Source organism: Nocardia sp. JCM 34519.1 (genome assembly GCF_020361265.1).
GTDB classification, from domain to species: Bacteria; Actinomycetota; Actinomycetes; order Mycobacteriales; family Mycobacteriaceae; genus Nocardia; species Nocardia arthritidis_A.
This window is the reverse complement of record NZ_JAIRBR010000006.1, coordinates 93,934-117,541: the sequence shown is the minus strand read 5'-3', so window position 1 is coordinate 117,541 and position 23,608 is coordinate 93,934. Positions and strand designations below refer to the sequence as shown.

Below are 23,608 nucleotides of genomic sequence, written 5' to 3'. Positions count from 1 at the left end.
CGGCGGGTAGCCTGCGGGCATGGCTTCTGTCTTCAGCGCGATCATCGCCGGTCAGCTTCCAGGTCGATTCGTCTGGGAGGACGACGAATTCGTCGCCTTCCTGACCATCGCACCGGTGACGCAGGGGCACACGCTCGTGGTGCCGCGCAAGGAAATCGATCAGTGGCAGGACGTCGACGCCAATACCTTCGCGCGGTTGACCGGCGTCGCCCAGACCATCGGCCAGGCGGTGCGCAAGGCGTGGGATGCCCCGCGGGCCGGACTGCTGATCGCCGGACTCGAGGTGCCACACCTGCACCTGCACGTCTTCCCGGCATACAGCATGGGCGATTTCGATATCTCGGGCGCGGATCAGAGCCCGAGCCCGGAATCGTTGGACGAGGCACAGGCCAAGATCAAGCAGGCCCTGCGCGACCTCGGCCACGGCCGCAACGTCCCGGACTGACCACCCGAAAACGCAACGAGCGCGCCAACTTCGGCGCGCTCGTGCTGTCTGAGCCCCCTGTCAGGATTGAACTGACGACCTTCGCTTTACAAGAGCGGTGCTCTACCACTGAGCTAAGGAGGCGGGAAAGCGGTTGCCATCATAACCGGGCATGCTGATCGCGTGACACCGGGTTTCGGTGTCACGCGATCGGTGGTCCCTGCGCAGTATCGGCTACCGCGGGTCAGGACTGGGCGCCCTGCCGGGCCGCGTCGTCGGCGGCCATCGCGTCACGCAGGCTCTTCGGCCGCATATCGGTCCAGTTCTTCTCGACGTATTCGACACATGCCGCGCGGCTGTCCTCACCGAATACGACTCGCCATCCGGCCGGAACCTCCGCGAAGGCCGGCCACAGCGAATGCTGCTCCTCGTCGTTCACCAGGACAAAGAAACGGCCGTCTTCGTCATCGAACGGGTTGGTGCTCAATTTCACCTCACTGGATACTGGCGCTGTGTACGGGATGCTCTGGATTCAGACCGGCGCTGTTGCGGATCGACTGAACCCCCGAGCGGTGTTTCGACACTAGCAAGACCGGTGTTACCGATGGGCGGTTACCTCGGACGTGCGGTGGTGTCATTCGGCGAAAAAGTCCAGCAAGATCTTGTTTACCGCGTCCGGACGCTCCAGGTAGCCGAAGTGCCCAGCATCGGGAACCTCCAGGTAACGCGCGCCGGGAATGACCTCGGCAACCTCCCTGGACAGATAAGGGGGGATCATCCGGTCGTCGGCGAAACCTATTGCCAGACATGGCACCTTGATGCCGCGGTAGGCCTGCAACCGGTTGAAGTCGTGATCCATCCTGCGCTGGGCGCGGATGCCGGGGGTGACCGGTCCGCCGGTGAATTCGAACAGGTCGAGCCAGTCGCGGGCGGCATTCGAATCGGCCATGGTCGCGGGCGAGAGGTTCATCACCGCGGTGACGGCGGCCTCGTACTTGGGCGGCAACTTGATGCCGCTGGCGTCGAGGTCGTGTTCGCCGAGCGAGAGCACCTGCTGGAACTGGTCGAGCCTGCCGTGCCCGGCCATGAACACGGCCTTGCGCACCAGATCGGGCCGGGCCAGCGCCAGCTCCTGCGCCACCCGCGAACCCATCGATTGGCCGACCACCAGCGCCGGACCCTCGCCGAGCATTTCGATGAGCGCCGCGGTGTCGGCCGCCAAATCGTCGACGGTCATGCCGTCGGGCGCCTCATAGGACGGTGCGATGCCGCGGTTGTCGAAGGTGCAAACCCGGTAACCAGCGGCGACCAGGGCGGGCACCTGGTGCAGATCCCAGACCCGGCCGGGGCTGCCGGTCCCCATGATCATGACCACAAGCGGGCCGCCGCCCTTGACATCGGTGCCCTTCGCCCGGTCACCTTTGACCTGGTAGTTGAGTGCGATTCCGTTCACCGTGGCCAGCGGCATACTTTCGACCCTTTCGTGGAGTTGAATCTGGCACCACGGTATAGGGGCGGCCGAGGAGACGCATCGCGCCCTTGCGCCGATGGGTAACCGGGAAGTGGGTGCGGCACACCCAGTCGCACGCCAGATACCATTGACTATTCGCACGCACGAGCGTATTAACCGGGAGGACACGAGATGGCCGCGAAGAGCAGCGCGAACGACATCGCGGACGACGATCTGGAACCGCTGGCCGACGAAACCGCACGCCAGGCGCAGCGCGTCGTCGCGGCCTACGCCGAAGACGCCGACGAATGCCGGATGCTGCTGTCGATGCTCGGCATCGGACCCAACTCGCGGGTCGAATAGCCCCGCCGCCTCCCCGGTCGAAGGCAACGGCGCCGTCGGCACCAATCGAATACGCGGCATGAGGGGTGGGCCCGCGGGCGGTGTGCACGCGAAGCGTCCGGGAATGCCGCCAATCGAATACAGCCGGAACCAACCGACGCGCAAAGGATGCGTGAGTGGACCAGATGACCGAGCAGCCGTCGAAAGATTCCGAGCAGACCCTGTCCGAACCGCAGACCGATCAGGGCGAACTATCCCGAACCGTCGAAAGTAGCGGCGCCGGTTCGGGTTTCGTCGTCGTGGCGAATCGCCTACCCGTCGACCTGGAGCGCCTGCCCGACGGCACCACCCGTTGGAAGCGCAGCCCCGGCGGCCTGGTCACCGCGCTGGAGCCGGTGCTGCGCAGCAACAAGGGCGCCTGGGTCGGCTGGGCGGGCGTCCCGGACGTCGATGTGGATCCGATCATCGAGGACGGCTTGGAGCTGCATCCGGTCCCGCTGTCCGCCGACGAGGTCGCCGACTACTACGAGGGTTTCTCCAACGGCACGCTGTGGCCGCTCTACCACGATGTGATCGTCCGTCCGATCTACGAACGTTCCTGGTGGACCGCCTACGTCACGGTGAACCGGCGCTTCGCCGAGGCCACCGCGAAGGTGGCGGCCGAGGGCGCCACCGTCTGGGTGCAGGACTATCAGCTGCAGCTGGTGCCGAAGATGCTGCGGATGCTGCGGCCCGATCTGACCATCGGCTTCTTCCTGCACATCCCGTTCCCGCCGGTCGAGCTGTTCATGCAGATGCCGTGGCGCACCGAGATCGTCGAGGGCCTGCTCGGCGCCGATCTCATCGGCTTCCATCTGCCCGGCGGCGCACAGAACTTCCTCTACCTGGCCCGCAGGCTGGCCGGGCAGCCGACATCGCGCGGCACCATCGGGGTGCGGTCCAAACTGGGCGTCGTGCAGGTCGGTTTCCGCACGGTGCGGGTGGGCGCGTTCCCCATCTCGATCGCATCGGCCGAACTGGACGAGCATTCCCGGCGGCGTTCGGTGCGCGAGCGCGCCGCGAAAATCCGTGCGGAGCTTGGTAATCCGAAGACCATCCTGCTCGGTGTCGACCGCCTCGACTACACCAAGGGCATCGATATCCGGTTGGCCGCGCTGGAGGAACTGCTGATCGAGCGGCGGGTCGATCCGTCGGAGACGGTGATGGTGCAGCTGGCGACACCGAGCCGGGAACGCGTCGAGAGCTATATCCAGATGCGCGGCGATATCGAACGGCAGGTCGGCCGGATCAACGGTGAGTTCTCCCGGGTCGGCTATCCGGTCGTGCACTATCTGCACCGGCCCATCCCCCGCGACGAGCTCATCGCCTTCTTCGTCGCCGCCGACGTCATGCTGGTGACGCCGCTGCGCGACGGCATGAACCTGGTGGCCAAGGAGTACGTCGCCTGCCACAGCGGCCTGAACGGCGCCCTGGTGTTGAGCGAATTCACCGGTGCCGCAGCCGAATTGCGCCAGGCATACCTGTGCAACCCGCACGATCTGGAAAGCGTCAAGGACGCCATCTCCTCGGCCATCGAGGACGATCGCGACACCAAGCGCCGCCGCATGCGGGCACTGCGCCGCCAGGTCCTCGCCCACGATGTCGACCGCTGGGCCCGCGCCTTCCTGGACGCCCTGGCCCAGGACCAGGTCGCGGGCAGCGCCCTGCTCACCGACGACGACGTCTACCCCGCGTAAAGGTCCTTCACAGGAATCACCCAGGGAAGGTCCAGCGGGCTCCCAGTCCCATAGCGCACGATTGAACGCATGAATGGTGCGCCATCGGATCAGGGCCCCGAGGCTCGGGTACTGGTCGTCGACGATGAACCGATGATCGTCGAACTCCTCGCGGTGAGCCTGCGCTATCAGGGCTTCGAGGTGGAAACGGCGGCCGACGGCGCGCAGGCGCTGGACAAGGCGCGCAGCTTCCGCCCGCAGGCACTGATCGTCGACGTGATGATGCCCGGTATGGACGGTTTCGGACTGCTGCGCAGGCTGCGCGCGGACGGCATCGAGGCGCCCGTACTCTTCCTGACCGCACGGGACGAGGTGCAGGACAAGGTCGCGGGCCTGACCCTCGGCGCGGACGACTACATCACCAAGCCGTTCAGCCTCGAGGAGGTGGTCGCGCGGTTACGCGTGGTCCTAAGGCGCGCGGGACATACCGCGCCGGCCAAGGAGACCTCACGGATCCGGTTCGAGGACATCGAACTGGACGACGACACCCACGAGGTGTGGAAGGCGGGCGAGCCGGTTCCGTTGTCGCCCACCGAATTCACCCTGCTGCGGTACTTCATGGTGAACGCGGGCACGGTGCTGAGCAAACCGCGCATCCTGGATCACGTGTGGCGCTACGACTTCGGCGGCGAGGTCGGTGTTGTCGAAACCTACGTCTCCTATCTGCGCAAAAAGGTCGATACCGGCGAGGAGCGGCTGATTCACACGCTGCGCGGCGTCGGTTACGTGATGCGGGCGCCGAATCGCCGGTCGGCCGGGAAATGATCGCGGTGCGGGTCGCGGCGGCCCGGCGGTCGATATCCGAGGCGCTGTCCGCGATTCCGCTGCGCATCACCCTGGTGATCGCCCTGGTGTTCACCGCGGGGCTCGGACTGTTGATCTCGGGCGGGGTGGTCACCTCGGAGCTGTACCGCTCACTGCAATATCGCACCGATCAGGATCTGCGGGAGGGACTGCGGGAGTGGGGTGCCCGGCACCGGATGTTGCTGACGCCCCCGCCCCCCGGCGAGCAGCAGCACCGCTCGTCGAGCCAGTTCTACGTCCGTTATGTCTCGGCCGACGGTCGAATCGGCAATGTGGAAGCGTTCAGTGTCCCTGCGCGGCCCAATCTTCCGGATCATCCGGTCGGACATCCGATAACGGTCGGCTCGGTCGACGGATCGTCGATCAAATGGCGGGCGATGGATGCCACGACGCCGGACGGCACGGTGACCGTCGCGCTGCCGCTCACCAAGAACAAGGAGACGGTCGCCAACCTGATCCAGCTCGAGCTGATGGTCGGCGCGCTGGTGCTGCTGCTGCTCGCGGTGATCGCCTACTTCGTGATCCGCCGCAGTCTGCGTCCGCTGCGTCAGGTGGAGCAGACCGCGGCCGCGATCGCCGCGGGCGATCTGCATCGCCGAGTTCCGGTGCGCGGCAACAATACCGAGGTCGATCTGCTGTCCCAATCGCTCAACAGCATGCTCGCCCAGATTCAGCAGGCGTTCGCCGCCACCGAGGCGTCGGAGACGGCGGCCCGCCGATCCGAGGCGAAGATGCGCCGCTTCGTCGCCGACGCCAGCCATGAGCTGCGCACCCCGCTGACCACGATCCGCGGCTTCGCCGAGCTGTATCGGCAAGGGGCGGCGAAGGATCCGGCGACGTTCATGGACCGCATCGAGCGCGAGGCACGCAGGATGGGCCTGCTCGTGGAGGATCTACTAATGCTGGCCCGGATGGATGCGCAGCGCCCGCTGGAATTGGGCCCGGTGGATCTGCTCTCGCTGGCCAGCGACGAGGTGCACAATGCCCGCGCCGTCGCCGCGGCCTCGGCCAACGGCTCGCCCAAGCGCCGGATCGAACTCGAAATAAGTTCCGGCGAAGGCACTTTGGAGGTGCTCGGCGACGAGGCCCGGCTGCGTCAGGTGTTGGTGAACCTACTCACCAACGCCCTCACGCACACCCCGCCGGACGCGTCGGTCACCGTCCGCCTCACCCCGCACGCCGAGCAGGTGCTGCTCGAGGTCGCCGACACCGGGCCCGGCCTGCCCGCCGACGAGGCCGAGCGCGTCTTCGAACGGTTCTATCGCACCGACACCTCCCGCACCCGCGCGAGCGGCGGTACGGGACTCGGCCTTTCGATCGTGCAGGCGTTGGTGAACGCGCACGGCGGCAGCGTCACCGCGTACAGCGAATTGGGTAAGGGCACGGTCTTCGTCGTCGCACTGCCGCGAAACCCGGGCTCAGACCGGCGTGACCTGGGCGACCAGCCAGCGGCTGTCCCGCTTGTCGAGGGTGACGCGGACGCGGCTGCCGGTGGTGGTGCCCTGCGGTGAATCCTTGCTGGTGGTCACCTGATTCAGGAACAGCAGCACGACGGCGTGGTCGCGCCCGGCCGAGACGACGCCACCGGCCTGGGTGGTGGCCTGCACGGCGAGCTGTTTTTCCTTGGCGCCCGGGATGATCGCCTGCTGGATCAGCTTGGTGTAGTCGGAACGGAAAGTGCCGGAAAGGTTGTCGGCGGCCTTCGGTAACTCCGTGTCGACGGTCTTGTAGTCGTAGGTGAACATCGCCGCGACCGTGCGGCCCGCGGCGGCCACCGCATCCTTGCGGGCCTGCTCGGTTTGGTGGTTGTTCCAGATCCGATAGCCGTTGAACCCGCCGACGGCCAGTGCGGCGGCCGCGACGACCGCCATGGTGATGAGCAGAATCCTGCCGCGCAAACCGGTCATGCCACGAACTCCACCTTCGATGCCTTCAACCCGGCGTCGGTGCGGGTCACGGTGACCCGGAACCGGTAGTTCCTGGTCTGCGGGCCGGGATCACCGGCATTGGTCAGCGTCTGTTTGGCCGCGACCAGCACCCGCGCCGAATCATCGTCCTCGGATTCGATCGCGGCCTCGACGACCTCGCCGTTGGAGACCACCTTGGCCTGCTGCACGATGCTCGCGAACGGGTCGACCCGCTTGTCGAATTCGGATCGGAACTCGCCGGAGGCCACCGACAGGATGCGATCGATATCCTGTTTGGCGGAGTCGGCGTGGATGGTGGTCAGGTTGATGACCGCCTGGCGCGCGGTCTGCGTGTATTCGGCGCGGCGGGCCTCGTCCTTGGCCTCGGTCCGGGTGAAGTAGACGGATACGCCCGCCCCGGTGACGAGCAGCAGGGTGAGCACCGCGCAAGCGGCGAGTACGGCGACGTGGGCGGCGCGCGACCGACCCGTTGCGGCGTCCTCGGGCTTTTCGTCCGCGACGAGCGGCACGGCGGGTTTGCGGCGGAAGGGTCGCCAGCGCCGGGTCGCGCCCTGTGCATCCGCGGAATCCTTCGCATCTTCGGGCTTTTCGACGGCATCCGCCATCGCGCCGGGTTTCGCGAGGTCGACCTGGCCGGATTTCAGGGAATCGGTGGTGGGTGCAGCGGCGTCACGCGGCTGCTCGGTCCGCGCCGAATCCACCGGGTGCGCCGCGACAGTCGTTGCGGCCCCGGCTTTCTCGATGACCACCTGCGCCGTGGTCTCCTCGGCCGGCGGCCCGGCCGAGCGCACCGCACGCCGCCGCACCCGCTGAGTTTCAGTCATCCCGTACCTCGCTGCGCTCGATCATCGTTGCTGCTCTTCGAGCATCGCCTGCCAGCTCGACGGTATCGTGCCGGAACCGTCCGGTCCGATATCCCCCTGTCGGTAGGTGCGTCCATCGGTGCCCATATATGTCCCGGTCGCCGGATCGTATGGATGCGCGGCCGCGGGCGCGACGGTCCCTTCCGGGTTCACCGGCTGCGGCGGTCCGATCGGCGGGTTGTTGCCCTCCGGAACATAACCGGTGCGGCACAGCTCGGGTGTCGGGGCGCGACGTCCGGGAAATTCCATGCACGGAGTGTTGCGGATGCCGCGCACCGCCTCCGATGCGTTCTGCGGCACCTTGCAGTACAGCCCGGGCGGGGTGTCCACCTCGGTCAGGTCGGCGGGCGAGCGGCGCTGATCCGGCGGCAGGAAGCCGGTGGTGCACGGCGGCGGGTCCTCGAAGGTGGCCATGAAGTCGACCAGCGCGCCGTATTCGATGGGCCCGCGGATCACCGTCAGCAGCGCCGCGACCAGCGGTGGGTAGACCACCAGGATCTGTTCCAGCCCGGCGTGATACGTCACACCGACCTGCCCGACGCTGACCAGGTTCGAAAGCAGCAGCGGCAGCGTCGGTTGCAGCTCGTTGAACTGCTGGGTCACCCGCTGCGCGGCGGACGGGCCCTGCCGCAGGATCCCGCGCAGCGACGGATCGTGTGCCCGCAGCTGATCGGTGACCGCCGCCAAATCCTTTGTCCAGGAACGGATTGCCGAATCGGATCGGGTCTGCGTGTCCAGCAGCGGGCCGATCTCGTCGATCAGCTTCTTGGTCGGCTCGGTATTGTTCTTCGCCTCCTGCACCAGCAGCGATGCCGAGTCGATGAAACGCTGCAGATCGGGACCCGCCCCGTTGAACGCGCGGAACGCCTCGTCGATCAGCTGCCGCAGCCGGGTGTCGGCGACGGCGGACAGCATCCGATCGGCCTGATCGAGCAGCGCGCCGACATCCTGCGGCAGCTTCGTACGATCCACCGGGATGACCGAACCGTCGGACAGGTTGCCGCCCTTGTGATTCGGCGCGGGCACCAGATCGACGTACTGCTCACCTACCGCGGAGACGCTGCGCACATAGGCGTCGACATCGGACGGAATCTTGTAGTCGCTGCCGATGGACAGCTTCGCGTCGACACCGGACGGGGTGAGCACAACGTCTTGCACCACACCGACATTCGTGCCCCGGTAGGCCACGTTCGCATGCGGGTACAGACCACCGGTCGCGGCGAGTTTGACGGTGACCGCGTAGCGCCCGATACCGAACATCGCGGGCAGCTGCACATAGGTACCGCCCATGACGACCAGGCCGATCACCGTGAGCACGGCGAAGATCGTCAGCTGGACGCGGACGAATTTGGTGAGTTTCACCGGCCCGGACCCCCTTGTTGCGCACCGCTTTCCGGCAGCGGCACGGTCAGCCCCGGTATCGCGGGCAGGCCGGGAATCGGCGGCAGCCCCGGGATCGTCGGGGTCGGCGGCGCGGGCGTGCCCGGCGGCTGCAGCGGTCCGGTCGCCGGATTGCCGCCCTCGGCAGCGGTACTCGGCGCGAAGGCGCCCAAAGCGCCCTCCACACCACCGAATCGGCCGCCGAGCGGGGTTCCGGTGAGCCAGTTGCTGTCCAGCCGTTTACCTGTCATATCGACGGTCATGAACAGGTTGAGGTAGTCGCCCTTGATCGCGTGATCCAGATTCTTCATCGGGAACGGGAAGGTCAACGCGATCTTCAGCGCCTCGATCAGGTTGTTGTTGGTGTCGGCGAGCGTTTGCAGCACGGGCGCGAGGCTTTTCAGGTTCGCCTTCAGATCGCCGCCGCTGGTGTCGATGATCCGCTGGGTGACATCGCTCAGCGCGCCGAGCGCGGTGAGCGCCCTGGTGATGTTCTCCCGCCGGTCGGCGAGCACGGTGAGCGCCGGATGGATCTGCTCGATCGCCGTGGCCACCACATCGCGCTGCTGCGCGATCTGACCGGTGAGCCGGTCCAGCCCGCTCATCGCGTTGATGATGTCGCCGGTCTGTTTGTCCAGCGTCGTCGTCAGCTCGTTCAGCTGCGGAATCAGGTCGCGGATCTGGGTCTCGTGACCGGACAATGCCGAATTCAGTTCGCGGGTAATGGTTTCCAGTTGCGAAATACCGCCACCGTTGAGCACCACCGACAGCGAGGACAGCACCTGTTCGGTGGTCGGGTAGTCGCCCGCCCGGTCGAGGGGGATCAGATCACCGTCGCGCAGTTCGCCCACCGGCGCGGTGTCCGTCGGCGCTGCGAGCTCCAGGTGATTGCTGCCGAGCAGGCTGGTCTGGCCGATCTTGGCGGTCGCGTTGGCGGGCAGGTGCACATCGTGATTGAGCGAGACCGTGACCAGGGCGTGCCAGCCCTCCACCTCGATCTTCGACACCGTCCCTACCGTCACATCGTTCACTCGCACCGGCGAATTCCTGGTCAGCGTCGTGACATTCGGCATCTGAATGCGCACGCGATAGGCGTCGGCGCCGGTGCCCTGCACACCGGGCATCGGCAGCGAGTTCAGCCCGTCCCACTCGCAGCCCGAAACGCCGAGTGCGACAGCGAGTCCCAGCGCCACCGTGGCGAACGTTCTCATCGCCCACCTCCCGGCAGACCCGGAAGGGCAAGTCCGGCAAGGCCGTCCGGCACGGTGATCGGGGGCGGCGCGGGCTGCGGGTCCGGCTTCGCCCGATCCGCCAGGCTCGGCGGGCTGTAGACCAGCTGATTCGGAAAAGCTTGCACGCCGCTCGCCGTATTCAGCAGCAGCGGCGGATAGTTCACCGCCACCGAATTCAGGATCGGCGCCAGGTACTGCGCGCACAGTTGCGCGCTCTTATCCGATTCGTTCGCCTCGATCGCCTCCACCGAACCGCAGAGGAAGCTCACCGGATTCGCGAAATTTCCGAGCGCGACGGCGCCGGTCAGCGTGCCCTGCGCGGGCTTGTAGAGCTGGTAGAAGTTCACCAGGGCCGTTGGCCCGGAATGCAGTACGCGCTCCAGCTCGGGTCGCTTGTCCACGATGATCTGGGTGGCGTCGGCCAGTTTGCGCACGCTGTCGGTGAGCGTCGGCCCGCTGGTGTCGAGGAACCGCTTGACATCGGCCACCGCGGAATCCAGATTGTCCAGTCCCGCACCGAGATCCGTCGACACCCCGTTCAGCACCGAGGCCACCGATGCCAATCGGCCGCCGAACTGCACGATCTGCTCATTGCTCGCGGACAGCACGTCGACGAACTTCTGCAGATTGCGAATCGTCCCGAAAAGATCGGTCCGCCCGTCCGAGAGCGTATTCAGGGTGGCCGAAAGCTCGTGCAGCGTCTGACGGAACTTGTCGCCGTTGCCATCCAGGTTATTGGCCGCGGTATTCACGAACCGGCCGAACGAGCCCTCCTTGTCCTCCCCCACCGGCCCCAATGTGGTTGCCAGCTTGGACAATTCGGCCTTGATATCGTCCCATTCCACCGGCACCGCCGTGCGCTCGATGCCGATCTCGCCACCGTCGCGCAGCTTCGGCCCGCCGGTGTACGCGGGTGCGAGCTGGATGAACCGCGCGGAAACCAGTGAGGGCGCGATGATTACGGCCTTCGCGTCGGCGGGCAGGCTGATCCCGCGATCGATCGTCAGCTCCACCCGCACCTTGTCGCTGCCCGGTTCGATCGAGTCGATCCGGCCGACCTTCACCCCGAGCACCCGGACGTCGTCACCCGGATACAGGCCGGTGGTGCTCTGGAAATACGCCGTGATCTTCGACTTGCCGATATTGGTTATGCCGCCCCAGGCCACCGTCACCACCAGCGCGATGACGAGCACGCCCGCGAGAATCAATACCCAGCGCGGCAGGCGGCGCGCCCAATTCGGCAGTCGCCGTGTGACTTTGGAGACAGCGTCACCATCGGTCGGTGTCGGATCGCTGATATTCATCGAGGCGGCTCCTGTGGCACGGGTGCGATCGACGGCGGCTGCGGATCCAACAGGTACTCGCGCAGATCCTCCGGCACCCGCTGCGGCCAGACCATCGCGTCGACCAGCGGCCGCAGCGTCACGCTGCTGGCGTTGACGACGTAGGCCTGGAAGTACGGCCCGCTGCCGACCTGTTCGCCGAGCGCCGCCGCGAACGGGCCGAGGCCGTCCAGCGCGTCGGAGATGTTCTTGCGGTTGCGCTGTAACAGGTCCAGCACCGAATTCAGCTTCTCGAACGCGGGTTTCAGCTGCGCCTCGTTATCGGCGACCAGCCCGGACAGCTGCTGCGCCACCCCGTTGACGGCGACGATGAGCTGGCTGAGCGCGCTACGGCGCCGGTCCAGCTCGCCGAGCAGATCGTTGCCGTCGAGCAGCAGCGCGTTGATCTGGTTGGCCCGGTCGGCCAAAATCTTGGTGACGCCCTGCGCCCGGGTCAGCAGCTCGCTCAGCGCCTTGTCGCGGGCATTCAGGCTGCGCGACAGGGCCGTAACGCCGTCCAGTGCCGAACGCAGCGGCGCGGGTGTTTCGGCGAAGGCGGTCGAGAGCGCGTCGAGTGTCTTATCCACCCGGTCCATATCGAGCCCGTGCACCGTGCTCGCCAGATCCTCCAGCGCCGAGTTCAGCGAGTACGGAGAGGTGGTGCGGTCCAACGGAATCGTGTCGTCGCGGCGCAGCGCACCGGATCCGGCCGGGGTCACGTCGAGCGATTTGCGGCCGAGCACCGTATTGGTCTTGATCGCCGCGGAAGTCTTGCGCCCCAGCACGATCGACTCGTCGAGGCTGAAGCGCACCAGCACCTTGTCGCCGTCGAGGCGCACCTGCTCCACCCGGCCCGACTTCACCCCGGCCACCTGTACCGGGTCGCCGGTCGTGAGGCCGCCCGCGTCGGCGAAGTACGCGGTGAAGACCGCGCCGGACCGGATGAACGGCAGCCGGTCGAACTGGAGTGCCGAAAGCGCCACCGCCACCGCGACGACCACGCCGACGATGCCGAGGGTGATGAGGGGGGATCGCTGCTCGTTCATTGGGTCGGCGCACACCTTCCGCCGGCCTGCTTGCCCGGCATGTTGATATGCAGTGGCTGCCCGTCCGGACCATCGATGACGAAGTTGGTCTGGCAGACGTAGAGCTGCAGGAACGAGCCGTATGAGCCGATGCGGATCAGTTTCTTGTATGTCTCCGGCAGCCGGTCGAGCACCCACTGGATGGTGTCCTGGCCGTTGTCGAGATTCGTTGCCAGCCGCCCGGTTTGCTCGATCGTGCCCTTCAGGTCGGGCCGGGCCTGGGCGAGCAGATCGGTGAGATCGCCGGTGGCGCCCGCGATCCGCGGTATGGCATCGCCGATCGGATCCCGGTCCGCCGCCAAACCGCTCACCAGCCTTTGCAATTCGCTGATGGTGCTGGCGAACTGATCACCGCGCTGGTCGATGGTCTGCAGTACGGCGTTGAGATTGTTGATCACGCTGCCGATCAGCGCGTCCCGCTCGGCCAGCGTCTTGGTGAACGATCCGCCGCTGTTGAGCAGCGAGACCAGCGTGCCGCCCTGCCCCTGGAAAATCTGCAGCAGCGCATTGGTCAGATCGTTCACCTGGCCCGGATCCAGGCCGCGCAGTAGGGGTTTGAATCCGCCGAGCAGCATATCCAGGTCGAGGGCGGGCGCGGTCCGCTCCTTGTCGATGGTGCCGCCCGAGCGCAGCGGCTTCGCATCGCCCGGTCCGTCCAGCAGCTCCAAATAGCGGTCGCCGACCAGGTTTTCGTAGCGGATGGTGGCGCGGGTGCTGGTGAACAGCGGGTATTTGCTGTCCACATCGAAGTCGACGTGCGCGAGGTAGTCCTTGCCGACCTTCACCGAGGTGACCGACCCGACCGGAACGCCCGCGATGCGCACCTTCGCGCCCGGCAGCATCCCGGACGAACTGGTGAACACCGCGTGATAGCCGGTCTCCCTGGCGAATCGCATCTGGCTGAATACGACGACCAGCCCGGCGAATACGAGCGCCATCACCAGCGTGAAGATGACCAGTTTCACGGTTGTCGCGGTGTTCTTCACAGCGGCGGCACCCCCGGCAGACCGGCGTACAGCAGCTGCAGCACCCGCGCACCGCTGAAGTCCATCTTCGTCGACGGCACGTACGGCTTGCCCTCGTTGGTGTCGGTGACGATGTAGTTGGACCGGCTGCCGGGCACCCGGTCCACCAGGCCCTCGCAGTGCGGTCCGCCGGTGGCGTTCACCTTCGGCAGATCGTCCGGGTACTTGTACGGCTTCGCGCCGTACATGAAGTTGGTATTCAACGCGACCCCCTCCTGCAGACCGCCGAAGACCTGCTCGCCGAGCGGCAGCGCCTTGGCGAGTCCGACGATCAAGCAGCTCAACGCGGGAGAGTACTCGTCGAGCAGGCCGGTGGTGGGCCGCAACAGATCCAGCGCGGTCTCCAGCGGTTTCTCGTTGGAGCGCAACACCGCTCCGGTGGTGTCGGCCAGCCCGGTGACGTCGGCGAGCAGGCCGTCGAGGTCGTTCTTCTGGTCGACCACCGTCCCGCTGGTGACGATCGCATTGTTCACCGTGCGCAGCAGATCGTCGACGGTATCGCCGTACAGATTGGTGACATCGCCGGTCTTGCTCAGATCCTGTTGCAGCGCGGGCAGACTCGGGTTGATGTCGCGCAGATAGGTATCGCCGTTGGCGAGCAGCTCGCCCAGCTTCTGCCCGCGGCCCTGCAGCGCGACGCCGAGCGCCGACAGCGTCCCGTTCAGCTTGTCCGGCTGCACCTTCGCCAGTACATCGCTCAGATGCTGGAACAGCGTGTTGAATTCGACCGTCACCTGCTGGGCCCGCAGCACCGCGCCGGGTTGCAGTGATGCCTTCGAAGGCTGGTCCGGGACAACGAAGTTCACATATTTGGCGCCGAATACCGTGGTAGAGCGGATATCAACGGTCGCATTGGCCGGAACCAGCTTCAGCTGTTCGGGATTCATCGCCAGCCGCAGCCGGGCGCCGTCGGCGGTGTGTTCGACCTTCGTCACATGGCCGATCTCCACCCCGCGCATCTTCACCTTCGCCGCCGGATCCAGCACCAGCCCGCTGCGTGGCGCATCGATGGTGACGGTCGCGGTGGGGGTGAACCCACCGGAGAACATGGTGAGCGCGACCGCGATCACCGCGGCCACCGCGAGCACCAGTGCCGAGCCCGCCAGCTTCAGCCCGAGCCCATGCCAATGCTTCGAATCCGCCATGCCGCTATCCCGAGAGGTGGAAGTTGCCGGAGGTGCCGTAGATGGCGAGCGAGATCAGCAGGGTCACCGTGACCACCGCGACCAGCGAGGCCCGCACCGCGTTGCCGACCGCGATGCCGACGCCGACCGGCCCGCCCGCGGCGTTGAAGCCATAGTAGGTGTGGATCAGCATGACGGCCAGGGCCATGAAGATCGCCTGCGCGAACGACCAGAGGATATCGCTCGGAATCAGAAAGGTCCGGAAATAGTGGTCGTATACGCCCGCCGACTGCTTATAGATGCCGACGGTGGCGAAGCGGCTGGCGATGAAGGAGGCGATCACCGCGAGTGCGTACAGCGGGATGATGGCGATCATCCCGGCCAGCACCCTGGTGCCGACCAGATACGGCACCGGCCGGATCGCCATGGACTCCAGCGCATCGATCTCCTCGGCCACCCGCATGGCGCCGAGTTGTGCGGTGGAGCCGGCGCCGATGGTCGCGGCCAGCCCGATACCCGAAATCACCGGCGCCGCAATACGCACATTGATGAATGCGGCGAAGAATCCGGTGAGCGCTTCGACGCCGATATTGCCGAGCGAACTGTAACCTTGCACGGCGATGGTTCCGCCCGCAAACAGCGTTAAGAATCCGACAATTACGACAGTGCCGCCGATCACCGCCAATGCGCCGGTGCCCATACTGATTTCGGCAATGAGCCGGATCGTCTCGGTGCGGTAATGCAGCAGCGCCCGCGGAATGGAACCGAGGGCCTGCACATAGAACACGGCCTGTTTACCGACCGAATCGAGCGAGTCCGACATTCGACGCACCCGTCGCACGGTACGCGGGAAGCGAGACTCGATCACGAAAGCCATGGGTTCACCGCGCCGTGAACTTGATACCGACCGCGGTGACCACCACATTCACCACGAAAAGGGCCATGAACGCGAAGACGACGGTCTGATTCACCGCATCGCCGACGCTCTTCGGCCCGCCTTTTACATTGAGCCCGAGATAACAGGCCACCAGCCCGGCTATCAATCCGAACAATCCGGCCTTGACCTCGGAGATCACCAATTCGGGCAGGTGGGTGAGCAGCGTGATCCCGTTGACGAACGCGCCCGGATTCACATCCTGCAGGAATACCGAGAACAGGAAGCCGCCGACGATGCCGATGGTGCAGACCAGGCTGTTCAGCATCAGCGCGACGAACATCGAGGCCAGCACCCGCGGCACCACCAGCCGCTGCACCGGGTTGATACCGAGCACCTTCATGGCGTCGATCTCTTCGCGGATGGTCCGCGCGCCGAGGTCGGCGCAGATGGCGGTGGCGCCCGCGCCCGCGACGATCAGCACCGTGACGATCGGCCCGACCTGGGTCACCGCGCCGAATGCCGCACCGGCCCCGCTGAGGTCGGCCGCGCCGATCTCGCGCAACAGAATGTTCAGCGTGAAGCTCACCAGCACGGTGAACGGAATGGCGACCAAGAGTGTCGGCAGGATGGAAACCCGTGCGATGAACCAGGATTGGTCGATGAACTCGCGCCATTGAAAGGGCCTGCGGACGCTGAAACGCGCGACTTCGGCGACGACTTCGAAAAATCCGCCAACGGCGCGCAGCGGCACGGCAAGGACCTCGTTCATGGCGCGATCCTCCTTGCTCGATCAGCTCGTACAGCACACGGCATACCACGCCACCGTGGCAGCACCGCCGCAACGATTAGAACACGTTCACTAGCGCACTGGAAGCTTTTGGCCACATTTAAGCTGCACTTTTTCTATGGGCCTGGATAGGAAACTGAAACGGGTATCAAAAATATGTACCGGTGCCTTTGTGAGGCGATACACACCATGACCCCCATGTCTACCAAGCCCCGGACGAGTGATCAACACTCGTCGGCCCCCAGGTTTCGCCGAAAGTGCGGCGTCAGCTCAGATCCAACAGCGACGAGGCCGAGAAGGTCTGGCCCGCAGGACGTTCCGCGAAGTAATCGCCGAGGGTCGCGGCCAGTTCGGACGGCGCCCATTCACCATTCGCCGCATCGAAGCGATGTTCGACCACCGGCGCCGCCATCAGCGCGACCATACCGCCGTATACGACGAACAATTGACCGTTGATCGCGTCGGCGGCGGGCGATGCGAGATATGCGACGAGCCGGGCGACATGATCCGGCGACAGCGGATCCACCTCGCCCTCGGGCGCCGCGCTGAACACCGACGCGGTCATCGCGGTGCGGGCGCGCGGGGCAATCGCGTTGGCGCGCACCCCATATCGGGACAGCGCCCGGGCCGCCGACAAGGTCAGCGCCGTGATGCCCGCCTTGGCGGCGCCATAGTTGGCCTGCCCCTCCGGACCGAGCAGACCCGCCTCCGACGAGGTGTTGATCAACCTGCCGTACACCGGGGCGCCCGCGGCCTTGGACTTGCCGCGCCAATACGCGGCGGCGTTGCGGGACAACAGGAAGTGGCCGCGCAGATGTACCGCGATCACCGCGTCGAAATCCTCGTCGGACATGTTGAACAACATTTTGTCCCGGGTGATGCCCGCGTTGTTCACCACGATGTCCACCCCACCGAACGCCTCGTCCGCGGTGTGGATCAGGGCGTCGGCGGTGGTTCGCTCGGCAATGCTGCCCGCGACGAACTCGGCCTTGGCACCGCGCGCCCGGATCTCCGCCATGGTGTCGGCCACCGCGCCGGATTCCGACAGGTCGTTGAGCACCACCGAGGCGCCGGCCTCGGCCAGCGCGAGCGCCTCGGCCCGCCCCAGTCCGGCGCCGCCGCCGGTCACGATCGCCACCCGGCCCGCCAGGCTGTGTTCCAGATCTCCCACGGGGCCGACTTTAGAACGTGTTCTTATCTACGGCAAGGATTGCTCACCCGAGCCGCAGCGCCGCCTTCGGACATTGCGCGACGGCGTCCTCGACATCGGCGAGCCGATCGGCCGGCACCTCGGCGACTCGAATGTGCAGCTGGTCCTCGTCATCGAGTTCAAAGACGTCGGGGGCGATTCCAACGCAGATTCCATTCGCTTCGCACTGGTCGAAATCGACGATGACCTTCATGAGCACTCCTTCATCCGACTCTGTTCGCAGCCTACAAGCCAATGGTGCGCCGCGCGCCGTCATCGGCCGCATCAGTGGCCAATACTGGAACATGTTTCAGTCGATATGCAATGATCGGGTGAACTCGAACGAACGAAGGCAGGTATCGCCATGCGCATCGCGTACACGCCGCAACAGGAAGCGCTGCAGGCGGAACTGCGCGACTACTTCGCGAAGCTGATCACCCCCGAGCGCCGGATCGCGCTCAGCGCGCAGACCGGCGAGTACGGGCAGGGCAATGTCTATCGGGAGGTCGTGCGCGAGATGGGCCGCGACGGCTGGCTCGCCCTCGGCTGGCCGAAAGAATATGGCGGACAGGACCGTCCGACGATGGATCAGCTCATCTTCACCGACGAGGCGGCCATCGCGGGCGCGCCGGTGCCGTTCCTGACCATCAACTCGGTGGCGCCGACGATCATGCACTACGGCAGCGAGGAGCAGAAACGCTTCTTCCTGCCCAAGATCGCCGCGGGTGAATTGCACTTCGCCATCGGCTATTCCGAGCCGGGCGCGGGCACCGACCTGGCCAGCCTGCGCACCAGCGCGGTGCGCGACGGCGACGAATACGTGATCAACGGACAGAAGATGTGGACCAGCCTCATCGCGTACGCCGACTATGTCTGGCTGGCGGTGCGCACCGACCCGGACGCCAAGAAGCACAAGGGCATCAGCATGCTCATCGTGCCGACCACGGCGGACGGCTTCTCCTGGACGCCCGTGCACACCATGGCGGGCCCGGACACCAGCGCCACCTACTACCAGGACGTCCGGGTGCCGACGAGTGCGCTGGTCGGACAGGAGAACGGCGGCTGGGCGCTGATCACCAACCAGCTCAACCACGAACGCGTCGCGCTCACCTCGGCCGCGCCGCTCCAGCTGGCGCTGCGCCAGACCGTCGAGTGGGCGCGAGAGACCAAGGACAGCAACGGGTCCCGTGTGATCGACCGGGAATGGGTTCAGCTCAATCTGGCCCGGGTGCACGCGAAGGTCGAATACCTGAAGTTGCTCAACTGGGAGATCGCCAGCCGCGCCGATGCCGGCGGCGATGCCGCACCGCGACCGTGGGACGCGTCGACCTGCAAGGTCTACGGCACCGAACTGGCCACCGAGGCATACCGGCTGCTGATGGAAGTCCTTGGTCCGCAAGCCTATCTGCGACAGGACTCACCGGGCTCGGTGCTGCGCGGCAGGCTCGAGCGGATGCATAGGGCCGCGCTCATCCTCACCTTCGGCGGCGGCACCAACGAGGTCCAGCGCGACATTATCGCCATGACGGCGCTCAAGCAGCCTGCCGCGGCGCGCTGATCGGGAAAGCAGGTAGATACCAATGGATTTCACACCCACCGAGGCACAGCTCGACCTGGCCAGGCTGACCGGCGAGATCTGCGGCAAACTCGTCACCGCCGACCGGCTGCGCGAACTCGACACCGCGGACGTGCGTTTCGACGAACCGCTGTGGAGCTCGCTGGCCGAGACCGGGGTGCTGGCGGCCGCCCTGCCCGATGCGGTCGGCGGCAACGACCTCGGCGAGTTGGAGCAGACCGCGGTGCTGCGCGAGCTGGGCCGGGCCGTCGCGGCGGTGCCGTACCTGTGGTCGATCGTGCTCGGCGCGGGCGCGCTGGCCCGATTCGGCGATGCGGCGCAGCAGGATTGGGCCGCCCGGGCCGCCGCCGGGCAGGCGATCCTCACCGTCGCGCTGGCCGAAGAGCACAACTGGGAGCCCGCTCGGCCCGCCGCCGTCGCCACCGAGACCGCCGACGGCTGGCGGCTCACCGGCGTCAAGACCGCCGTACCGTTCGCCGCGCAGGCCGCGCGGATCCTGGTCCCGGCAACGGTTTCCGGCGCGGCGGCGGTATTCCTGGTCGATCCGGCCGCCGTGCGCGTCACCGCACAGCAGGTCACCGATCGCGGCGCCGAATATCTCGTCGAATTCACCGACGCCCCAGCCGAATTGATCGGCACCGCGGCGTCCGGTGCGGAGATCCTCGACTGGATTCTCGTCCGCGCCTGGCTCGGCCTCAGCGCCCAGCAACTCGGCACCGTCGAGCGGGCTCTGGAGCTGGTCGCCGAATACACAAGGGAGCGCGAACAATTCGGCCGCCAGGTGGGCAGCTTCCAGGCCGTCGCCCAGCGCTTGGCCGACGGCTACATCGACGTGCAGGGTCTGCGCCTGGCCGTCACCCAGGCCGCCTGGCTGCTCGCCGAAGGGTTACCGGCCGCCGCGGCCGTGCACACCGCCAAATTCTGGGCCGCCGACGCGGGCCACCGTGTCGCACACACCGTCGTCCACGTACACGGCGGCGTCGGCATCGACCGCGACCACATCGTGCACAACTACTTCACCGCGGCCAAACACAACGAATTCGCCCTCGGCCCCGCCCCCGACCACCTCCGCGCCCTCGGCGCCCTCCTCGCCGACCCAGCATGATTCGCTGCGCCACAACATGATTCGGCCCGCCGGTTCAGGAACCGGCGGGCCGAATCAGCGTATGAACTTCGTCATTTGTTCGGCGATAGCCTAGTTTTCCGGTGCCTCCAGTCGGGGCCGACGCATCGTGCGACGACTGCGCGGAACCGCATGCAGCGACGACATCGCGGGCATGAGCACCGACGAAATCATGACTTTGCTCCGTGGCGAGTCGCCACACGCCCATCGGCGGAAGCCGAAACACGATGGGCCGCCGCGTAATCGCGGCGGCCCACGCACTACTTACTGCTCGCTTCCAAATGGTCGTCGGCGGGCCGGGATTCGGCATGCTCCTTGGCCCACCGGTAGTCCGGTTTGCCTGCGGGCGAGCGCTTGATCTCGTCGACGAACCACAGGCTTCTCGGCAGCTTGTACGGCGCGATCTCCTGGGTCAGCACCGGCCGCAGGTCCGCCAGCGTCGGGCGACTTTCGCCGCGGCACTGCACGACGGCGCAAACCCGTTGGCCCCAGCGCTCATCCGGGACGCCGATGACGAGCGCGTCGAAGATCTCCGGATGCGTCTTCAGCGCACCCTCGACCTCCTCCGGATAGATCTTCTCGCCGCCGCTGTTGATGCTCACCGAGCCGCGGCCGAGCATGGTGACGGTGCCGTCCGCCTCCACCCGCGCGTAGTCGCCGGGGATGGCATAGCGAATTCCGTTGTACACCTTGAAGGTTGCCGCGGTCTTGGCCTCGTCCTTGTAGTAGCCGAGCGGAATGTTCCCGCTGCGGGCGATCAGACCGATCTGGCCGGACCCCGGCACCACCGGGTTGCCGTTCTCGTCGAGCACCGCGGTGGACGCGTCGATCTTCACCCGCGGCCCGCCGGTGTGGTTGGCGCCCTTGGCCGCCACCGAGATTCCGCCGAAGCCGGTCTCCGACGATCCGATGTTGTCGGAGATCATCCGATTCGGCAGCAGCTCCAGGAACTGGTCCTTCAGCGTCGGCGAGAAGAGCGCCGCACTGCTCGCGATCACGTACAGGCTCGAAAGATCGTATGGCGCACCGGTTTCCGGATTCCCCTCGATGAGGGCATCGAGCATCGGCCTGGCCATCGCGTCACCGGTGATGAAGATGAGATTGATCTTGTGCCGGTCGATGTGCTGCCACACCCCGTGCCCGGTGAACTCCGGAATCACCACCATCTTGCCGCCGTCGAAAAGGCTGTGGAAGGCGGCCGTCTGCGAACCGCCGTGGATCATCGGCGGAATCGGGAAGCGCACCAGCTGCGGATTACCCGCACCGGTCTTGGCCTGATGCCACTCATCCTCGACGCGCTCGCCGGTGATGAAGTTGATGCCGCCGCCGAGCACCCGCCACCAGTCCTCGTGCCGCCACATCACGCCTTTGGGCATGCCGGTGGTGCCGCCGGTGTAGAGCATGAAGATGTCATCCGGCGAGCGTTCGCCGAAATCCCGTTCGCCGGAGGATTGGGCAAGCGCCGCTTCGTATTCCACCGAATCCGCTGCGATCGCCGTGGTCCCGGTCGTATCGTCGTCCACGACGAGGACGGTGCGCAGCAGCGGCGTCCTCGGCCGAACCGCGGCCACCCTGTCGCTATAGCGACGCTCGTGGATCAGCGCGACCATATCCGAATTTTCGAAAATATACTGTAACTCGTTCTCGACGTATCGGAAGTTCACGTTGACCATCACGGCCCGCGCTTTGAACACCGCGACCATCGCCTCGACGGCTTCGATCGTGTTGCGTGAGTAGATGCCGACCTTGTCCCCCGGTGAGACACCATGTTCGCGCAGGTAGTGGGCCAGTTTATTGGTCCGCTCCTCCAACTGTGCGTAGGTGATCTCACGGCTGTCGTCGGCGAGCGCGACGCGATCGGGCATCAGGTCGATGGCATGTTCGACAAGGTCCGCTATGTTGTAGCTCACAGTCCTAAAAATAGAACGTGTTATTGTTCCTGACAACCCCGTAGTCAGGAGATTCCGCAATGCCAGATTGCCTTGTCGAGAAACGCGATAACGTCCTCATCGTCACCATGAACCGGCCCGAGGCGCGCAATGCGCTGTCCGGCGAGATGATGGCGATCATGCGCGAGGCATGGGATCGGGTCGACGCCGATCCCGACATTCGCGTCGCGATCCTGACCGGCGCGGGCGGCGCGTTCTGCGCGGGCGCGGACCTGAAAGCCATGACCGCCCAACACCCCGGCGATTCCTTCGCGGGCGGCGGCTGGGATCTGTCAAAGATCGAGGCGCTACTCAAGGGCCGCAGGCTCACCAAACCGCTGATCGCCGCGGTGGAAGGGCCCGCCATCGCGGGCGGCACCGAGATCCTGCAGGGCACCGATATCCGGGTGGCCGGCGAGAGCGCGAAATTCGGTGTGTCCGAAGCGCGTTGGGGCCTGTTCCCGCTCGGCGGGTCGGCGGTGCGGCTGGTCCGCCAGATCCCGTACACCGTCGCCGCCGACATCCTGCTCACCGGCAGGCACATCACCGCGGCCGAGGCCAAGGAGATCGGCCTGATCGGCCACGTGGTGCCGGACGGCACCGCACTGGACAAGGCGCTGGAGCTGGCCGGGCAGATCGCCGCCAACGGACCGCTCGCGGTGCAGGCCATCCTGCGCACCATCCGCGAAACCGAATGCCTCCCAGAGGAAGACGCATTCCAGATCGATGCGAAGCTCGGTACCGCGGTATTCAAATCGGCCGACGCCAAGGAGGGCCCGAAGGCCTTCGCGGAGAAGCGCAAGCCGACCTTCACCGGCAGCTGAGCGACGGAATATCCTGCGCCGCAAGATATTCGGCCCGGTGCGGGTATACGCACCGGGCCGACCCCTCAGTCGCCGCCCGGATAGTCCATCCAGAATGGTTCCCACTGGTGGCCATCCGGGTCGAGGAAGGTCCGGCCGTGCATGCCGACCTGGGCCTCCATCGCTCGCTTGGTCACATTGACCTCCTCGGTCGCGCCGGCCAGCACCGCGGCGTCCACCAATTCGTCGACCGCGCTGGCGCTCGACAGAGCGAGCGAATAGAGCGAGCCGATGGTAGCGACCGTGTCCGCGATCGGGCGCTCGGTGAAGTTCGGGAAAAATCCGAGGGTCAGCAACATGAGGCAGATGTTGTCGTCGATAACGATGCAGGCGGTGTTCTCGTCGGTGAACTCGTTGTTGACCCGCCACCCGAGCGCCTCGTAGAAGCGCATCGACCGCCCGAGGTCCGTGACCGGAAGATTGATGAAGATCATCTTGCTTGCCATGGCACTCGGCCCCTTTCAAGGTCCCAAAATCACGTATCGAAATACAGACGGATCGGGTGGGATGA

At 66.1% G+C, this 23,608-nt stretch carries 24 protein-coding genes and 1 tRNA gene; 8 read left to right on the top strand and 17 right to left on the bottom strand.

The window, feature by feature from the left end; translation table 11 throughout:
* Positions 1–19 precede the first annotated feature (19 nt).
* A complete protein-coding gene (locus tag LGY53_RS17550) occupies positions 20–445 on the top strand; it encodes an HIT family protein (protein ID WP_225727739.1) in 426 nt (141 codons plus the stop codon).
* A 51-nt stretch (positions 446–496) separates the two neighbouring features.
* On the opposite strand, the gene LGY53_RS17545 is transcribed toward LGY53_RS17550, so the two are convergent.
* The 3 genes from LGY53_RS17545 to LGY53_RS17535 form a co-directional block, all read right to left on the bottom strand.
* Positions 497–568: transfer RNA gene (locus LGY53_RS17545), tRNA-Thr, on the bottom strand.
* 100 nt (positions 569–668) lie between these two features.
* Positions 669–911, bottom strand: coding sequence for an MbtH family protein (locus tag LGY53_RS17540; RefSeq protein ID WP_011207082.1), 243 nt, complete (start codon positions 909–911; stop codon positions 669–671).
* A gap of 147 nt (positions 912–1,058) precedes the next feature.
* On the bottom strand, positions 1,059–1,892 hold the full coding sequence (locus tag LGY53_RS17535; RefSeq protein ID WP_225727738.1) for an alpha/beta fold hydrolase: 834 nt from the start codon (positions 1,890–1,892) through the stop codon (positions 1,059–1,061).
* A 174-nt stretch (positions 1,893–2,066) separates the two neighbouring features.
* On the opposite strand from LGY53_RS17535, the gene LGY53_RS17530 reads away from it, so the two are divergent.
* From LGY53_RS17530 to LGY53_RS17515, 4 genes are all read left to right on the top strand, one after another.
* Entirely contained in the window at positions 2,067–2,237 is a 171-nt protein-coding gene (locus LGY53_RS17530) for a hypothetical protein (RefSeq protein WP_167471745.1), read from the top strand.
* A 164-nt stretch (positions 2,238–2,401) separates the two neighbouring features.
* Positions 2,402–3,952, top strand: a complete 1,551-nt coding sequence (locus LGY53_RS17525; RefSeq protein WP_225727975.1) for a trehalose-6-phosphate synthase — start codon at positions 2,402–2,404, stop codon at positions 3,950–3,952.
* 69 nt (positions 3,953–4,021) lie between these two features.
* A complete protein-coding gene (locus LGY53_RS17520) occupies positions 4,022–4,756 on the top strand; it encodes a response regulator transcription factor (RefSeq protein WP_167471744.1) in 735 nt (244 codons plus the stop codon).
* Entirely contained in the window at positions 4,753–6,306 is a 1,554-nt protein-coding gene (locus LGY53_RS17515; protein ID WP_225727737.1) for a cell wall metabolism sensor histidine kinase WalK, read from the top strand. Before LGY53_RS17520 ends, LGY53_RS17515 begins: the two co-directional genes overlap by 4 nt.
* Here the strand turns inward: LGY53_RS17515 and LGY53_RS17510 are convergent.
* The 12 genes from LGY53_RS17510 to LGY53_RS17455 form a co-directional block, all read right to left on the bottom strand.
* On the bottom strand, positions 6,214–6,702 hold the full coding sequence (locus LGY53_RS17510) for a h domain protein (RefSeq protein ID WP_225727736.1): 489 nt from the start codon (positions 6,700–6,702) through the stop codon (positions 6,214–6,216). The genes LGY53_RS17515 and LGY53_RS17510 overlap by 93 nt on opposite strands.
* Positions 6,699–7,547 (bottom strand): hypothetical protein, encoded by an 849-nt coding sequence (locus LGY53_RS17505; protein WP_225727735.1) that lies wholly within the window; start codon positions 7,545–7,547, stop codon positions 6,699–6,701. The genes LGY53_RS17510 and LGY53_RS17505 overlap by 4 nt, the downstream gene beginning before the upstream one ends.
* A gap of 21 nt (positions 7,548–7,568) precedes the next feature.
* On the bottom strand, positions 7,569–8,948 hold the full coding sequence (locus tag LGY53_RS17500) for an MCE family protein (RefSeq protein WP_225727734.1): 1,380 nt from the start codon (positions 8,946–8,948) through the stop codon (positions 7,569–7,571).
* Positions 8,945–10,177, bottom strand: coding sequence for an MCE family protein (locus tag LGY53_RS17495; RefSeq protein ID WP_225727733.1), 1,233 nt, complete (start codon positions 10,175–10,177; stop codon positions 8,945–8,947). The genes LGY53_RS17500 and LGY53_RS17495 overlap by 4 nt, the downstream gene beginning before the upstream one ends.
* Positions 10,174–11,502, bottom strand: coding sequence for an MCE family protein (locus LGY53_RS17490; RefSeq protein WP_225727732.1), 1,329 nt, complete (start codon positions 11,500–11,502; stop codon positions 10,174–10,176). Before LGY53_RS17490 ends, LGY53_RS17495 begins: the two co-directional genes overlap by 4 nt.
* Positions 11,499–12,566: an MCE family protein gene (locus tag LGY53_RS17485; protein ID WP_225727731.1), complete on the bottom strand. Its 1,068-nt coding sequence runs from the start codon at positions 12,564–12,566 to the stop codon at positions 11,499–11,501. Before LGY53_RS17485 ends, LGY53_RS17490 begins: the two co-directional genes overlap by 4 nt.
* A complete protein-coding gene (locus LGY53_RS17480; RefSeq protein WP_225727730.1) occupies positions 12,563–13,591 on the bottom strand; it encodes an MCE family protein in 1,029 nt (342 codons plus the stop codon). The genes LGY53_RS17485 and LGY53_RS17480 overlap by 4 nt, the downstream gene beginning before the upstream one ends.
* On the bottom strand, positions 13,588–14,775 hold the full coding sequence (locus LGY53_RS17475) for an MCE family protein (protein ID WP_225727729.1): 1,188 nt from the start codon (positions 14,773–14,775) through the stop codon (positions 13,588–13,590). Before LGY53_RS17475 ends, LGY53_RS17480 begins: the two co-directional genes overlap by 4 nt.
* Positions 14,776–14,779: 4 nt before the next feature.
* Positions 14,780–15,631 carry an ABC transporter permease gene (locus LGY53_RS17470; protein WP_167471735.1) on the bottom strand — a complete coding sequence of 284 codons (852 nt, stop codon included), beginning with the start codon at positions 15,629–15,631 and terminating at the stop codon, positions 14,780–14,782.
* 4 nt (positions 15,632–15,635) lie between these two features.
* Entirely contained in the window at positions 15,636–16,400 is a 765-nt protein-coding gene (locus LGY53_RS17465) for an ABC transporter permease (RefSeq protein WP_167471734.1), read from the bottom strand.
* 283 nt (positions 16,401–16,683) lie between these two features.
* Entirely contained in the window at positions 16,684–17,589 is a 906-nt protein-coding gene (locus LGY53_RS17460) for a 3-oxoacyl-ACP reductase (protein ID WP_225727728.1), read from the bottom strand.
* Between the two features lie 43 nt (positions 17,590–17,632).
* Positions 17,633–17,821 (bottom strand): ferredoxin, encoded by a 189-nt coding sequence (locus LGY53_RS17455; RefSeq protein ID WP_167471733.1) that lies wholly within the window; start codon positions 17,819–17,821, stop codon positions 17,633–17,635.
* Between the two features lie 150 nt (positions 17,822–17,971).
* On the opposite strand from LGY53_RS17455, the gene LGY53_RS17450 reads away from it, so the two are divergent.
* Together LGY53_RS17450 and LGY53_RS17445 are read left to right on the top strand one after the other, a co-directional pair.
* Positions 17,972–19,165: an acyl-CoA dehydrogenase family protein gene (locus LGY53_RS17450; RefSeq protein WP_225727727.1), complete on the top strand. Its 1,194-nt coding sequence runs from the start codon at positions 17,972–17,974 to the stop codon at positions 19,163–19,165.
* 22 nt (positions 19,166–19,187) lie between these two features.
* A complete protein-coding gene (locus tag LGY53_RS17445) occupies positions 19,188–20,288 on the top strand; it encodes an acyl-CoA dehydrogenase family protein (RefSeq protein ID WP_225727726.1) in 1,101 nt (366 codons plus the stop codon).
* 278 nt (positions 20,289–20,566) lie between these two features.
* Here LGY53_RS17445 and LGY53_RS17440 read toward each other — a convergent pair whose 3' ends face one another.
* Positions 20,567–22,216: an acyl-CoA synthetase gene (locus LGY53_RS17440; protein ID WP_225727725.1), complete on the bottom strand. Its 1,650-nt coding sequence runs from the start codon at positions 22,214–22,216 to the stop codon at positions 20,567–20,569.
* Between the two features lie 59 nt (positions 22,217–22,275).
* Here LGY53_RS17440 and LGY53_RS17435 point away from each other — a divergent pair, with 59 nt between their 5' ends.
* Entirely contained in the window at positions 22,276–23,058 is a 783-nt protein-coding gene (locus LGY53_RS17435; RefSeq protein WP_225727724.1) for a crotonase/enoyl-CoA hydratase family protein, read from the top strand.
* A gap of 65 nt (positions 23,059–23,123) precedes the next feature.
* On the opposite strand, the gene LGY53_RS17430 is transcribed toward LGY53_RS17435, so the two are convergent.
* Positions 23,124–23,531, bottom strand: a complete 408-nt coding sequence (locus tag LGY53_RS17430) for a VOC family protein (protein ID WP_374111199.1) — start codon at positions 23,529–23,531, stop codon at positions 23,124–23,126.
* Positions 23,532–23,608 lie beyond the last annotated feature (77 nt).